Annotated in this window: 14 protein-coding genes; 9 read left to right on the top strand and 5 right to left on the bottom strand. The window is 67.1% G+C overall.

The features are described 5' to 3' along the window. Positions 1-111 precede the first annotated feature (111 nt). From U5914_RS10670 to U5914_RS10655, 4 genes are all read left to right on the top strand, one after another. A complete protein-coding gene (locus tag U5914_RS10670) occupies positions 112-738 on the top strand; it encodes an RAD55 family ATPase (RefSeq protein WP_336135747.1) in 627 nt (208 codons plus the stop codon). 252 nt (positions 739-990) lie between these two features. Then, positions 991-2,355 carry a phosphohexomutase domain-containing protein gene (locus U5914_RS10665; RefSeq protein ID WP_336135746.1) on the top strand — a complete coding sequence of 455 codons (1,365 nt, stop codon included), beginning with the start codon at positions 991-993 and terminating at the stop codon, positions 2,353-2,355. A 36-nt stretch (positions 2,356-2,391) separates the two neighbouring features. Further along, positions 2,392-2,796, top strand: coding sequence for a cytidine deaminase (gene cdd / locus U5914_RS10660; protein ID WP_336135745.1), 405 nt, complete (start codon positions 2,392-2,394; stop codon positions 2,794-2,796). Then, the gene (locus U5914_RS10655) at positions 2,793-3,620 is read left to right on the top strand and encodes a nucleoside phosphorylase (protein ID WP_336135744.1); all 828 of its coding nucleotides are present in this window, start codon (positions 2,793-2,795) and stop codon (positions 3,618-3,620) included. Before cdd ends, U5914_RS10655 begins: the two co-directional genes overlap by 4 nt. A 1-nt stretch (position 3,621) precedes the next feature. Here the strand turns inward: U5914_RS10655 and U5914_RS10650 are convergent, their stop codons facing one another. Continuing rightward, complete coding sequence (locus tag U5914_RS10650) at positions 3,622-3,828, bottom strand: hypothetical protein (protein WP_336135743.1); 207 nt, start codon at positions 3,826-3,828, stop codon at positions 3,622-3,624. A gap of 65 nt (positions 3,829-3,893) precedes the next feature. Here U5914_RS10650 and U5914_RS10645 point away from each other — a divergent pair, with 65 nt between their 5' ends. Further along, on the top strand, positions 3,894-4,439 hold the full coding sequence (locus U5914_RS10645) for a J domain-containing protein (RefSeq protein ID WP_336135742.1): 546 nt from the start codon (positions 3,894-3,896) through the stop codon (positions 4,437-4,439). A gap of 3 nt (positions 4,440-4,442) precedes the next feature. On the opposite strand, the gene U5914_RS10640 is transcribed toward U5914_RS10645, so the two are convergent. Beyond that, positions 4,443-5,309 carry an MBL fold metallo-hydrolase gene (locus U5914_RS10640; RefSeq protein WP_336135741.1) on the bottom strand — a complete coding sequence of 289 codons (867 nt, stop codon included), beginning with the start codon at positions 5,307-5,309 and terminating at the stop codon, positions 4,443-4,445. A gap of 54 nt (positions 5,310-5,363) precedes the next feature. Between U5914_RS10640 and U5914_RS10635 the strand changes: the two genes are divergently transcribed. Continuing rightward, entirely contained in the window at positions 5,364-6,041 is a 678-nt protein-coding gene (locus U5914_RS10635) for a phosphoglycolate phosphatase (protein ID WP_336135740.1), read from the top strand. A 141-nt stretch (positions 6,042-6,182) separates the two neighbouring features. Next, positions 6,183-7,841, top strand: coding sequence for a GTPBP1 family GTP-binding protein (locus U5914_RS10630; protein WP_336135739.1), 1,659 nt, complete (start codon positions 6,183-6,185; stop codon positions 7,839-7,841). Between the two features lie 63 nt (positions 7,842-7,904). Here U5914_RS10630 and U5914_RS10625 read toward each other — a convergent pair whose 3' ends face one another. Next, positions 7,905-8,588: an HAD family hydrolase gene (locus tag U5914_RS10625; RefSeq protein WP_336135738.1), complete on the bottom strand. Its 684-nt coding sequence runs from the start codon at positions 8,586-8,588 to the stop codon at positions 7,905-7,907. A 77-nt stretch (positions 8,589-8,665) separates the two neighbouring features. Here U5914_RS10625 and U5914_RS10620 point away from each other — a divergent pair, with 77 nt between their 5' ends. Then, a complete protein-coding gene (locus U5914_RS10620; RefSeq protein ID WP_336135737.1) occupies positions 8,666-8,872 on the top strand; it encodes a heavy-metal-associated domain-containing protein in 207 nt (68 codons plus the stop codon). A gap of 77 nt (positions 8,873-8,949) precedes the next feature. Further along, positions 8,950-11,796: a DEAD/DEAH box helicase gene (locus U5914_RS10615; protein WP_336135736.1), complete on the top strand. Its 2,847-nt coding sequence runs from the start codon at positions 8,950-8,952 to the stop codon at positions 11,794-11,796. A gap of 22 nt (positions 11,797-11,818) precedes the next feature. Here the strand turns inward: U5914_RS10615 and U5914_RS10610 are convergent, their stop codons facing one another. Then, entirely contained in the window at positions 11,819-12,295 is a 477-nt protein-coding gene (locus tag U5914_RS10610; RefSeq protein WP_336135735.1) for a hypothetical protein, read from the bottom strand. A gap of 62 nt (positions 12,296-12,357) precedes the next feature. Next, complete coding sequence (locus tag U5914_RS10605; protein ID WP_336135734.1) at positions 12,358-14,484, bottom strand: AAA family ATPase; 2,127 nt, start codon at positions 14,482-14,484, stop codon at positions 12,358-12,360. Positions 14,485-14,501: the final 17 nt, after the last annotated feature.

Below are 14,501 nucleotides of genomic sequence, written 5' to 3'. Positions count from 1 at the left end.
CCCCCGACCATCGGCGCGTTCGGCCACGCATACCGTGTTGCAGGCTGACGTTGGCCATTAGCACGCCAAATACCCCGAAAGCTTAATCGGTTGGCTCCCGGACTGGAACCCATGAGCGAGCGGCTTCGGACCGGAATCGGCGTCCTCGACCGGAAGCTCAACGGGGGGATTCCGTCCGGAAGCATCGTCGCGCTCACCGCACAGCCCGCGAGCCAAGCGGAACTGTTCCTCTACGAACTGACCGCGACCCGCGGGACGCTCTACATCTCCTTGGACCGCAACGGCGATTCGGTCGCCAACAGCATCGACTCCTCCAAGACCCAGACCGGCGACCCGACCGTCCGAGACGTGACCGGTGACGCACCGCTCGATAACGCCGCCAAACTCGTTTCGGCGCTTCCCGAAAACTCCAACCTCATCATCGACCCCGCAGACGTCCTCGAACGACAGGAGGCGACCCGCTATCGGAACTTCCTGAACGAACTCCAGAACCACATCTACAACACCGAGAGCCTCGCCATCCTCCACTGTCTCGACGGCCACGACGTCCCGCCGCTTCGGGACACCACCGAACACATGGCCGACCTCGTCTTCCAGTTGCAGACGAGTTGGAAGGGCGACCGCATCGAGAACCACCTCGCGGTGCCCAAGTTCCGCGGTGGCGAGGCGCTGTCGGACATCATCAAACTCGAACTCGCCGACGAGGTCGACATCGACACGAGCCGGGATATCGCGTAGCCACTTTTTGCACGCTCGGGCGCCTTCGGCGCCCTCGTCCGGTGAACCGCCTCGGGGGCGACCTTCGGACGCCCCACTCGGCGGATGCTCACAGCCGACTATTTATAAGCGAAGCCGGGACCAGACCGCCCATGCTCTAAGAAATCGCCGATGACCCGACGAGGCGGGAGTACGGTGAAGGGTCATCACTGGGACGCACCGTCTGTTCGCTACTTCGCCAACGGTCAAGTACCCAGCCCACTGAACACGGGTATGGAACTCTTCGGAACCGCCGGCATCCGGGGGGACGTACGATCGTACGTGACCCCGTCGCTCGCACTCGCTGTCGGGCAGGCGGCCGCCGCGGACGGCGACGAGTTCGTGGTCGGCCGAGACGGCCGCGAGACCGGCTCGGCGCTCGTCGCCGCCGTCGAAGCCGGACTGGAAAGCGGCGGCGCCGACGTGACCCGACTCGGTCAGGTCCCGACGCCGGCGCTGGCCTACGCCTCGCAGGGGCGACGAGGCATCATGGTCACCGCCAGCCACAACCCGCCGACGGACAACGGCCTGAAACTGTTCGCCGACGGCACCGAGTACGACCTGGATGCCGAGACGGCAATCGAGTCACGGGTCGACAGCGGATCGAACCTCGCCGACTGGGACGACTGGGGGGATGCGTCACGGTCGGACGTTCTCGACGATTACCGTTCGGCAGTCGTTAGCTACGTCCGCCAAACCGTCGGCGAGGCCGAAGGCGTCAGCGTCGCCGTCGACTGCGGCAACGGCATGGCGAGCCTCGCGGCCCCGCAGGTACTCCGTGAACTCGGCGCCGACGTCGTCGCGCTCAACGCCAACGTGGATGGCCACTTCCCTGGTCGGGAGTCGAAACCCACGCCGGAGAGCCTCGAAGACCTGCGCGCGTTCGTCGCCGACGGCGATTTCGACCTCGGTATCGGCCACGACGGCGACGCCGACCGACTCGTCGTCGTCGATGCCGACGGCGAGGTCGTCCACGAGGATACGGTGCTAGCCATCGTCGCCGGCTTCTACGTCCGAGCGAGCGATGCCGACGACCCGATCGTCGTCACGACCCCGAACGCCTCCGCACGTATCGACGACCACGTCGAATCCGCCGGTGGTCGCGTCGACCGAGTCCGACTCGGTGCGCTCCACGAAGGTATCGTGGCCGCTCGCGAGGACGGAAGCGACGATACCACGGTCGTTTTCGCCGCGGAGCCGTGGAAGCACGTCCACACGCAGTTCGGCACCTGGATCGACGGCGTCGCCAGCGCCGCGCTGGTCTCGGCACTCGTGGCGAGCGATGGTCTCGATTCGCTTCGCGAGCCGATTACGGAGCGGCCCTACCGGAAGGTCAGCGTCGATTGTCCAGACCGGCAGAAATCCGGAACGATGTCGCTGCTGGAAACCCGGCTCCCCGACGCGTTCCCCGAGGCCAGCGTCGACACCGAGTACGGCGTTCGACTCACCTTCGATGACGCGTCGTGGACGCTCGTCCGGCCTAGCGGCACGGAACCGTATATCCGCGTCTATGCGGAAAGCGACGATGTGGACGCGCTCGTGGATGATGTCGTCGAGATCGTCGAAGCGGCCATCGCCGACGCGGCCGACGGCGTGTAGGGTAGGCTATTTGCTTCCGGCGGTCGACGCACCGCTATGGACGATAGGGAACTCCTAGCGACGGCTCGCGAGGCCGTCGACGACTCGTATGCGCCGTACTCGGAGTACCGGGTCGGCGCGGCTATCGAGACCGAAGACGGCACGGTGTATACCGGCTGTAACATCGAGAACGCCAACTACTCAAACAGCGTCCACGCCGAGGAACTGGCGCTCTCGAAGGCCATCGAGGCCGGCCATCGCTCGTTCGTTCGCATCGCGGTCAGCAGCAGCAAGCGGGACGGAATCACGCCCTGTGGGATGTGTCGCCAGTCGCTGCGGGAGTTCTGCGACGACGACCTGCGAGTCATCTGTGAGAACGAATCGGACCCGGAGGGCGAACCGGTCGTCTACACGCTCGGCGAACTCATCCCGAACACTATCTCCCCGGAGACGCTGGAATGACGGGCGACAGCGAGGACCCCAACGACGAGGTACAGTACCACATCGAACTGGCCGACGGCGATGTCGACGGCCCCGTCCTTCTGCCGGGAGACCCCGACCGCATCAAGGTCATCGCCGACTACTGGGACGGCTACGAGGAGCAGGCTCGCCACCGCGAATACCGGACGCTCGGGGGGAGTTACGACGGCGAGCCGGTCTCGGTCACGTCGACCGGAATCGGTTCGCCGTCGACGGCCATCGCTGTCGAGGAACTCGCTCGGGTCGGCGCCGAGACCTTCATCCGGGTTGGCTCTTGTGGCGCGATTCAGGAGGAGGTCGATATCGGCGACCTCGTCATCACGACGAGTGCCGTTCGGCAGGAGGGAACCAGCGACGAGTACGTCCGCGAGGATTACCCGGCGGCCGCCCACGACGAGGTCGTGACCGCGCTGGTGACCGCAGCCGAACGCCTCGGCTACGACTACCACCTCGGCGTCACCTGCTCGACGGATTCCTTCTATGCTGGCCAGTCCCGGCCCGGATTCGAGGAGTTCCGGGCAGCCGGCGCCGAAGACCGCATCGAGGCTTTACAGGAAGCCGGCGTACTCAACTTCGAGATGGAGGCCAGCGCCATCTTGACGCTGGCCAACATCTACGGCCTCCGCGCCGGGGCGGTCTGTACGGCCTACGCCAACCGCGTTACGGGCGAATTCCGGACGGAAGGCGAGGGGAAGGCCGCCGAAACCGCATCGCTTGCGGCGGCTATCCTCGCGAAGATGGACCGCGAGAAGGCCGAAGCCGGCGTCGACCACTGGCACGCCGGGCTGTCGATATCGGAGGAGTAGGTCAGAACTCGTATTCCCCGACGCCATCGGGGTAATCGCGGTCCTCGTTTCCTTCGCCGTCGGTCGGCCGTCGTGTTTCAGCCGCGCAGTCGGTACAGAGGCCGGTCTCGCGGTCGTAGTGGTCCTCACACACCAACCTCCCACAGCGGTCACACTGGTCCTCGATGGTTGCGGCCTCGCATATCTCACAGAGCCCCGAGACGCTCATACCGGGTCTTGGTCGGGAATCCGCATAAACCCTGAACTTACTTTCGGGGAGACCTAACGACGGGTGTGGACCAGGACCGGCTCGTCTTCGGATTGACGCTACTGTTCGCCGCCATGACAGCGCTCGTTGCCGCCCTCGGCGTGGCCCTCCGAGAGCCGGCGCTCGTCGTCGTCCTTCTTCCGATGGTCGTTCTGACCTACGTCTTCTGGTACCGGTCGTCGGGCAAACTCCGGGAGCGCATCGTTCAGGCAGGAGCCGGGTCACGACGGCGAGGAAACGCCGAAACCGGTGGGTTCGGGGCGGGGCCACGCGAGGGCTTCGAGAGCGCCCGCGGCCAGCGCGCCCGCGAGGCGTGGGAGCGACGCCAGCAGGAGCGGGCCGGTGGTAGCGCGGCCAGCGGTGGCCGTCGTCGCGGCCGTGCCGGCACGCAGCCGTCGCCGTCACTCAGCAAAGCCGAAGCGTATCGGCGCCTCGGCGTCGAACCGGGAGCAGACGAGGCCGCGGTCACACGCGCCTATCGCGAGAAGGTAAAGGAAGTTCACCCGGACCGCGGCGGCGACGAGGAGACGTTCAAGGAGGTCACCGAGGCCTACGAGACGCTGACGGAGTAGTCCCTATTCGGTCTCGTCGAGGTATTTCAGGACACCGGCGACGTCACGCTGGACGGTCGGACTCTGCCATTCCCCGTCGAGGTCGGCGACGATTGCGGCGACGTCGTCGCCGTGGTCTCGCCGTTTCTCCCGGACGAGATCGACCCATTCGGGGAGCAGCGCCTCGTATCGGTCGAGTTCGGCGACGGCGTCCTCGCCGCCCGGACCGACGTGGCCGTAGAGGTTCTTCTCGGGGTCGTAGGCCCGCAGGCGGGCGACCGTCTCGAGGTTCGCTTCGAGGTCGAAGCCCGGCGGTGGCGTGGTCGGCCGCATCTCGCCAGCGAGGTGCATTCCAGCGGCGTCGATGGAGAACATGGCTTCGGTTTTCGGGTCGAAGGTGGCGAAGTGGTGCGGAGCGTGGCCCGGCGCGTCGATGAATTCGAGTTTCCGGTCGCCGATATCGACCAACTCGCCGCCGGAGACCGAGCGACACCGCTCGTCGTCGAGGAGTTTCGGGTCGCTGTAGGCGTTCTCGGTGCCCATCGCGCGGTCGACGCTTCGCGTGAGGCGGGCGAGTTGGTCGGGGTCCGTTAGGTACGGAAGGCCGCGCTCGTGGACGTAGAACTCGGCGTTCGGGAGTTCTTCGGCGAGGTGGCCGGCCCCGCCGGCGTGGTCGAGGTGGACGTGCGTGACGAGGACGTGTTTGACCTCGTTCCGGTCGATGCCGATGCTGTCGAGGGCGTCGTATATCTTCTCGGGAGAACTCGGCGACCCGGTGTCGACGATGGTCGGTTTCGGCGCGTCGACGACGTAGAGGGTGAGCGCGCCGGGCGTCCCCATCAGATGTGGGTCGACGGTGTAGATGTCGCCAAGGGCGTGAGAGACCACCATGCCCCGCGATACGATTGGGTGGGTTTTGATACCTGCGGCGTCCCGACTGTGGGTATGCAACCGCTGGCCGCCGATATCGACGGCACGCTCACACGGTCGGACAAGTCCATCGACCCGCGGGTCTTCGACGCCATCCGCGCGTGGGAGGCGCCGGTCGTCATCGCCACCGGGAAGTCCTTCCCGTATCCGGTCGGCCTCTGTGAGTTCCTCGGCGTGCCGCTGAACGTTATCGCCGAAAACGGCGGCGCGGTCTACATCGAGGACGCCGACGAGGTGGTGTATAACGGTGACCCCGAGGGGACGAAGGCCGTCGTCGCCGAGTACGTCGAAGCGGGCCACTCGCTGGGCTGGGGCGAGGTCGATATGGTCAACCGCTGGCGGGAGACGGAGGTCGCCATCGCCCGCGACCAGCCGCTGGAGCCGCTGGAGCGCATCGCCGCCGAACACGGGATGGACGTCGTCGACACCGGCTACGCGTATCACGTCAAAGCCCCGGAGGTCGACAAGGCGACGGGGCTGGAGACCGCGGCGCGATTGCTGGACCTCTATCCGGAGGAGTTCGCCGCCGTCGGCGATTCGGAGAACGACGCCGAGATGTTCGAGGTGACGGGCCGGTCGTTCGCGGTGGCCAACGCCGACGAGACGGCGAAAGCGGCGGCCGACGAGACGACCGAAGCGAGTTTCGCCGACGGGTTTCTGGAGGCGCTGGAACGGCTCAGCCGCGAGCCATAGGACGGTACGAACGGCTGACCAGCGCCCGAGAGCGGCGGGACACTTTTGAGCCAAAAACAGCACACAGTAGCCGATATACGGCTATTTTGGCCGCTTCTACGGGGAAGGCTTTTATCGGCGTGGTTGTTACCCACACACAGAATGAGCGCCGACCGAGCCGCGCTCCGCCAAGCCCTCGAGGAGGGCGAACGGGAGGGTGGCAGCGTCGAGTTCAAAGAACGGCTCACGCGTGGCACGCACCTTTCTGACGGACGCCTCGAATCGCTCGTCGCCCAGTTGCGACACCGGGTCCTCTCGGGAGACGGCGAGGCGACATACGTCGTCGGCGTCACCGACGACGGCGGCATCGCCGGCATCTCCCCGGAGGCGTTCTCCGAGTCGATGGACGTCCTTTCGCTGCTCGCCGAGGAGGCGGGCGCACACATCGAGGACGTCGAGACGTGGGGCGTCAGTTCGGACGGGACGGCCGCCAAACGGGGTGTCGGTCCCATCGACACCGAGGACGACGAGAACGGCCTCGTCGGCGTTGCGACCCTCAAGGAGGGCGCCGTCCTCGACGTCGACGACGACCACATCGTCGTCGGGACCGCGGGCCACGTCGACCACGGCAAGTCCACCCTCGTCGGGTCGCTGGTGACCGGCGACCCCGACGACGGACAGGGCGGGACCCGGAGCTTTCTCGACGTCCAGCCCCACGAGATGGAGCGGGGCCTCTCGGCGGACCTCTCTTATGGCGTCTACGGCTTCGACGACGAGGGGGCGGTCCGGATGGACAATCCCCACCGGAAGTCCGACCGTGCGCGCGTCGTCGAGGAGGCCGACCGAATCGTCTCCTTCGTCGACACCGTCGGCCACGAGCCGTGGCTCCGGACGACGATTCGCGGCCTCGTCGGCCAGAAACTCGATTACGGCCTGCTCGTGGTGGCGGCCGACGACGGCCCGACGAAGACGACCCGCGAGCATCTCGGCATCCTGCTGGCGACCGAACTCCCGACCATCGTCGCCATCACGAAGGCCGACACGGTGAGCGACGAGCGGGTCGCGGAGGTCGAACGCGAAGTCGAGCGCCTGCTCCGGAACGCCGATAAGACGCCGCTGCCGGTCGAACGCCACGGCGTCGAGGCGGCCATCGACGAGATAAACGAACAGGTCGTCCCTGTGCTGACCACCAGTGCCGTGACGATGGAGGGCCTGCCCGTCCTCGACGAACTCTTCGAGCGCCTGCCGAAGACGAGCGCGACGGAGGGCGATTTCTCGATGTACATCGACCGCACCTACAGCGTGACCGGCGTCGGCCCCGTCGCCTCCGGGACGATTCGCTCCGGTAGCGTCGAGGCTGGCGACGAACTGCTCGTCGGACCGCTGGCCGACGGCACGTTTCAGGAGGTCGAGGTCCGCTCCATCGAGATGCACTACCACCGGGTCGACGAGGCCTCGGCGGGCCGCATCGTCGGCATCGCCTTAAAAGGCATCAACGAGGCCGACCTCGACCGCGGAATGGTGTTGCTCCCCCGCGATGCCGAACCGGACCCGGTCCGGGAGTTCGGGGCCGAGGTGATGGTGCTGAACCACCCGACGCGCATCGACGACGGCTACGAACCGGTCGTCCACCTCGAAACCATAAGCGAGACGGTCTCCATCCACCCCGAGGGCGGCCAACTCCTGCCGGGGGATTCCGGCACCGCCACGGTCCGGTTCAAGTTCCACCCATACCTCGTCGAGGAGGGCCAGCGGTTCGTCTTCCGCGAGGGCCGCTCGAAGGGCGTCGGCACGGTCACGGACGTCACCCCCGCCGAATAAAGCTCTGAAACGGCTCGATTGCTACGGTTGACCGACTCGGTTCCCTCACGGGCGCGGTTCTATTTATAAATCAGGGACGGGGTCGTCTGAGAGCAGCGTCGGGAACTCCGAGAGCGTCGAGAGGGTGTAATCCGGCTCCGGCTCGGCGGGTTCGTCGCTGTCGGGCACCCACACCGACCGGAGGCCGGCCGCGCGGGCGCCGGCGACGTCCGATTGCAGGGAGTTGCCGACGTGGAGCGTCCGGTCGGGACTCGCGGAAAGTTCCGACAGCGCCGTCTCGAAGGGCTCGGGGTTCGGCTTGGCCGGCGCGTCGTAGCCGGCGTAGACGACCGTATCGAAGGCGTCCTCAAGCCCGATGCCGGCGAGTTTCTGGGTTTGCATCTCGGGGGCGCCGTTGGTAACGACGCCGACGGGCAGGCCATCGACGGCGGACAGCGCCTCGTCGACGCCCGGCAGCGGTTCGACGTTGGCGTGGTCGCGCTCGGCCGCGAACGCCTGCGCGACGGCGCGGCCAGTCTCGGGGTCTCGGCCCTTCGACTCGGCGATGGCCGCGAAACAGCGTTCGCGGAGGTCGGTCATCGAATCGCTGTCGTCGACGAACTCGGGATACCGGCCGTGGTACTCCGAGAGGGTGATAAAGGGGTCGTGGCCGGTCCGCTCGAAGGCCGCGTCGAGGATCTCCGCGCCCGACCGGCGGTACCGACAGAGCGTATCGTCGATGTCGAAGAGGACCGCGTCGAGTTGCACACCCGGTCTGGGGACTCCACCGGCAAAACCGCTACGGGGTCGAAATCGCCTTTGTGTCGGAGCCCGAACGGTCGCCTATGAGCCACCGAACCATCACCGTCACCGACATGGCCTGTACCGGCTGTGAGGAGAACGTCACGGACGCGCTCGAAAGCATCGACGGCGTCTCGACGGTCGAGGCCGACCACGAAACCGACACCGTCGAAGTCGAGGCCGACGACGGCGTCTCCGATGACGACCTCGCGGCGGCCATCGAGGACGCCGGCTACGAGGTCGCCGGCTGAGATACGGGGTCGAGACGCCTGAGAACCCCACACAGGGGAGCGGTCCGCTTAATCCGCTGGGGTTCCAAACGGGGACAATGAGTCAGGGGCCAGCCACGAGCACGGGCATGGACGCCTTTTCGCACCTCCACCCGGACGTGCGTGCGGCCCTCTCGAAGCGTGGTTTCTCGACGCCGACCGAGCCACAGCGAAAGGCGATTCCCGCGCTGTCATCCGGCGAGCACGGGCTGGTCATCGCGCCGACCGGCTCCGGCAAGACGGAGACGGCGATGTTGCCGGTGTTTTCGGCCATCTGCGAGCGCGAACATCGCCACGGCCTGCAGGCCCTCTATGTCACGCCGCTCCGCGCGCTCAACCGCGACATGCGTGAGCGCCTCGACTGGTGGGGCGACGTGCTCGATATCGACATCGACGTTCGCCACGGCGACACGACGGACTACCAGCGGAGCAAGCAGGCCGAGAACCCGCCTGACGTGCTCGTGACGACGCCCGAGACGCTGCAGGCGATGTTCACCGGCGAGAAACTCCGACGGGCGCTGGCGGACGTCGAGCACGTCGTCGTCGACGAGGTCCACGAACTCGCCGCCTCGAAACGCGGCGCGCAGTTGACCATCGGCCTCGAACACCTCCGGGAACACGCCGGCCCGTTCCAGCGCATCGGCCTCTCGGCGACGGTCGGCGACCCCGAGGAGGTCGGCCGCTTTCTGACGGGGGACCGCGGCTGTTCCATCGTCGAGGTATCGGCGGGGTCGAACATCGACGTCGACGTCCGAGAGCCCGAAATCCGCCCCGAGGACCGGACGGCGGCAAGCGAGTTGATGACCGAGGCGTCGGTCGCCAGCCACGTCCGGGTCATCGACGAACTCGTCTCCGAGCACGACTCGACGCTCGTCTTCGTCAACACCCGGCAGACTGCGGAGGGTCTCGGCTCCCGGCTGAAGGCCTACGGGACGGACATCGGCATCCACCACGGCTCGCTGTCGAAATCAGCGCGTATCGAGGTCGAAGACCGGTTCAAGGCCGGCGAAATCGAGGCGCTGATGTGTACCTCCTCGATGGAACTCGGCATCGACGTGGGCAGCATCGACCACGTCGTCCAGTATTCGAGTCCCCGAGAGGTCCGCCGACTGCTCCAGCGGGTCGGCCGTGCCGGCCACCGCCGCGACGAGGTGTCGTCGGGGACGGTCATCACGACGCGGCCGGACGACACCTTCGAGGCGCTGGCTATCGTCGACCGCGCCGAACGCGGCGACGTCGAGGACGCGGGCATCCACCACGCCAGCCTCGACACCGTCGCCAACCAGATTCCGGGCCTGCTGATGGGCTTCGGCGAACTGTCGGCGGCGCGGGCCTACGATATCGTGACGCGGGCCTACCCGTTCCGGAACCTCCCCGAGGAGGACTTCAAGGCCGTCGTCCGCGAACTCTCGGAGAACCGCATCCTGTGGCTCGAGGAAAGCGAGGACCGACTGGAGAAATCCGGCGGGACGTGGCAGTACTTCTACGCCAATCTCTCGATGATTCCCGACGAGGCCAACTACACGGTCAAGGACATGGCCTCGGGCGACCCGGTCGGCACGTTGGCCGAGCGGTTCGTCGTCACCTTCGCCCAACCCGGCGAGACGTTCATCCAGGGCGGCGAGATGTGGCGCATCACCGAAATCGACGACGAGGAAGAGGAGGTGCTGGTGACGCCCATCGAGGACCCCACCGGTGAGGTGCCGTCGTGGGTCGGCCAGGAGATTCCGGTCCCCTACGATGTCGCCCAGCACGTCGGCCGGACGCGAGCGGAGGCCCGCCAGCGATTTGATGACGGCGCAAGCCGGGAGATGGTCGCACGAGGGTTGGCCGACCGGTTCCCCACGAACGAATACACCGCGAGTCAGGCCTTAGTGCCGGTCGAAAAACACGACGACGCGATGCCCTCGGACGACCGCATCGTCGTCGAGGGCTACGGCCGCGAAATCGTCGTCAATGCCGCATTCGGACACACCATCAACGAGACGCTCGGCCGTCTGCTCTCGGCGCTCATCGGCCAGCGAACCGGCTCGTCGGTCGCGATGGAGGCCGACCCCTACCGCATCGAACTCGAAGTCCCGGGCGGGACGACCATCGGAGACGTCGTCGAGGTCTTGGAGGACACCGACCCCGACCACGTCGGCCACCTCATCGAATTGAGCCTCAAGAACAGCGACTCGCTCAAGTTTACCTTGGCGCAGGTCGCCGCGAAGTTCGGCGCGCTGAAACGCTGGAAGGGGAAAGGCTCCAGCCAGAACCGCTTCGGCAAGGACCGCCTCTTGAAGGCGCTGGAGGACACGCCGATTTACGACGAGGCCATCCGGGTCGTCCTCCACGAGCAACTCGATGCCGACGGCGCCAGCGACGTGCTCCGGCGGCTACAGGACGGCGAACTCAGCCTCGAAACGGTCGGCAACCGGACGCCGCTGGGGCGTGCTGGCCGGTCGTCGGGTCGGGAACTGCTCTCGCCGGAGAACGCCGACGCCTCGGTCATCGAGACGGTCAAAGAGCGGATTCAGGAGGACCGCGTCCTGCTGGCGTGTCTCCACTGCAACGACTGGGACCGCCGCCAGCAGGTCCACCGCGTCGACGACCAACCCGAGTGTCCCGAGTGCGGGTCGACCCGCATCGCCGCGCTGAACCCGTGGGCCGACGAGGTGCTGGAGTCGGTCCGGAGCAAGGACAAGGACGACGAACAGCGAAAGCAGACCGAACGCGCTTATAAATCCGCGAGCCTCGTCCAGAGCCACGGCAAGGAGGCCGTCATCGCGCTGGCGGCACGGGGCGTCGGTCCGCGAAACGCCGCCTACATCATCAACAACCACCGCGAAAACGAGGAGGACTTCTACCGAGACATCCTCCAGCGGGAGCGACAGTACGCGAAGACGAAGTCCTTCTGGGACTGACGGCGCGTCGGGGTGTGGCCGTTCAGCAGATGCTGTAGGTGACGTAGAACTCGCCGTCCTCGGCTATCGAGACGAACGCGTCCCCGTAACACTTGTTCGTCCTGACAGTCGCCGATTCCTGCTGGCCGTCGCGTTCGGCAGCGATGACGAATTCCTCGACGCCATCCGGGTCGGCATCCTCGAGGTTGTAGACATCGATGTCGCTTCCGGGTGCCACGTCGTGGGTGTCTTCGTACACCGTTTCCCCGGATTCGCGGGTTACGGTGAGGGTGATAGTCTGGGTTTCGTCCGACCGGTTCTCGATACCGACGTCGAGGTCGGGGTCCGGTTCGTTTATCGCGTCCTCGTGGGACGGCGGGTCGTCGTTCGGCGTCCCCGACGGTGAGGGTGGAGCGTCGTCTGTCGGACTCTCCGTGCCGCCGGGAGTTGAGCCGTCGAGACAGCCGGCAAGCCCGGCGATGCCGGTGCCACAGACGGCGAGGAACCGTCGTCGGTTCATAGCCGAGAGGACCGCCGGGACGGATAAGTGCCTTCAGAAGGCGCAAACGAGCGTTTGACCTACTACTGCTCGCGAATGCTCTCCATCGCCGCCTCGAAGTGTTCGCGGCGAATCCTCACCTCGGCCGCTCGGTCGGCGGCTTCTGCCGGCCCGAGTTCGGCGGCGTGTTCCCGAATCGCCCGCATCGAGGCCTCCCGGACGAGCGCCTCCAGTTGGGCACCGGAGAAGCCCTCAGTCTCTGCGGCCACCGCATCGAGGTCGACGTCGTCGGCGAAGGGCTTGCCCCGGCCGTGGACCGCGAGAATCTCGCGGCGGGCTTCTCGGTCCGGGTTCGGCACCTCGACGTGGGTTTCGAGGCGGCCGGGCCGAAGGAGCGCGGGGTCCAGCACGTCCCGGCGGTTCGTCGCCGCTATCACGACGATGTTCGGGTTGTCGGTCAGGCCGTCGAGTTCGGTCAGGAGTTGGGAGACGACGCGTTCGCTGGCCTCGCTGGAGTCGCCGCGGACGCCGGCGACGGCGTCGATTTCGTCGAAGAAGACGATGGCCGGCGCGGCCTGTCGCGCCCGGTCGAAGACCTCCCGGACGGCCTTCTCGGATTCGCCGACGTACTTGTCGAGCAGTTCGGGGCCGGCGACGCTGACGAAGTTCACGTCGCTTTCGCCGGCCAGCGCCCGCGCCAGCAGGGTCTTGCCGGTGCCCGGCGGCCCGTGGAGGAGGATACCGGAGGGCGGGTCGGTGTTGGTCTCCTCGAAGAGTGCGCCGTAGGAGAGCGGCCACTCGACGGCCTCGGTGAGGACCTGTTTGGCCTCGTCAAGGCCGCCGACGTCGTCGAAGGTGGCGTGTGGGGTCTCGGCGACGTGTTCGCGCATCGCCGAGGGGTCGACGGCGGCGAGGGCGGCCTCGAAGTCCTCGCGAGTGACGACCAACTCCTCGCGGTCGTCGCGGGCCCGGAGCGCGCGCATGGCGGCTTCGGTCGCCAGCGAGTGCACGTCGGCACCGACGAAGCCGTGGGTGCGGGCGGCGAGTCTGTCGAGGTCGACGTCCTCGGCCAGCGGCATCCCGCGGACGTGGACGTCGAGGATTTCGCGACGACCCGCCTCGTCGGGCGCGCCGATTTCGATTTCGCGGTCGAAGCGGCCGCCGCGGCGGAGCGCGGGGTCGATGGCGTCGACCCGGTTGGTCGCGCCGATGACGATGACTTGCCCGCGGGATTCGAGGCCGTCCATCAGCGTCAGCAGTTGGGCGACGACTCGGTTCTCCATGTCGGCGTCCTCGTCGCGGGTGCCCGCGATGGAGTCCAGTTCGTCGATGAAGACGACCGCGGGTTCGTTCTCGACGGCCCGCTCGAAGGTCTCCCGCAACTGCTCCTCGCTTTCGCCTTTATATTTCGAGACGATTTCCGGGCCGTCGATGACCTCGAAGTGGGCGTCGACTTCGTTGGCGACGGCCTTGGCGATGAGCGTCTTGCCGGTCCCGGGCGGGCCGTAGAGCAGGACGCCGGAGGGTGGGTCGATGCCGAGTTTCCGGAACAGGTCGGGCTCCGAGAGCGGGAGTTCGATCATCTCCCGGACCTGTTCGAGTTCCTCGTCGAGGCCGCCGATGTCCTCGTAGGTGGCGTCGGTCGTCGCGTCGGAAGCGCCAGCGTCGCCGCGTTGCGGCTCGGCTGTGTCGTCCCCCTTGCCTTTCGCGGGTCGGGTTGGGCTACTCGTTCCCCCCGACGATTCACGCACGCGAACGGTCGTCCGGTCGGTGACGCGGACGGTTCCCTCGGGGCTGGTTTCGACGACGGTCGCCCTGACGCCCGGCCGTTCGAGTCGGAGGCTCTCGCCGGCCCGGAGCGGGCGGTCGCGGAGGTCGCTGGTGACCGCCTCGAGAAGGTCGTCGTCGACGCTGACCGGTAACTCGACGAGGACGCGGTCGGCGTCGTCGACCGAGACGGGCCGGACGGTGACGGTATCACCGATGTTGGCGCCGGCGTTGGCGCGGGTGTCGGCGTCGATGCGGATGGTCCCGTCGCCGCCGCTGGCCGGCCACACCTTCGCGACGGTCGGTCGGTCGCCCTCGATGACGACGGTGTCGCCGCTGAGGACGCCGAGGCTCCGGCGGGCCGACTCGGGCAGGCGCGCGACGCCGCGGCCGGCGTCCCGCTTTTCGGCACCCTTGACGGTGAGGGTGACCCGGTTTTCCATGCCGGATGTCGGGCCGC

The sequence above is a fragment of the Natronomonas amylolytica genome, from assembly GCF_037031205.1.
Lineage (GTDB): Archaea > Halobacteriota > Halobacteria > Halobacteriales > Haloarculaceae > Natronomonas > Natronomonas amylolytica.
The sequence above is the reverse complement of the archived record's forward strand: the minus strand, read 5'-3'. Positions and strand labels throughout refer to the sequence as shown.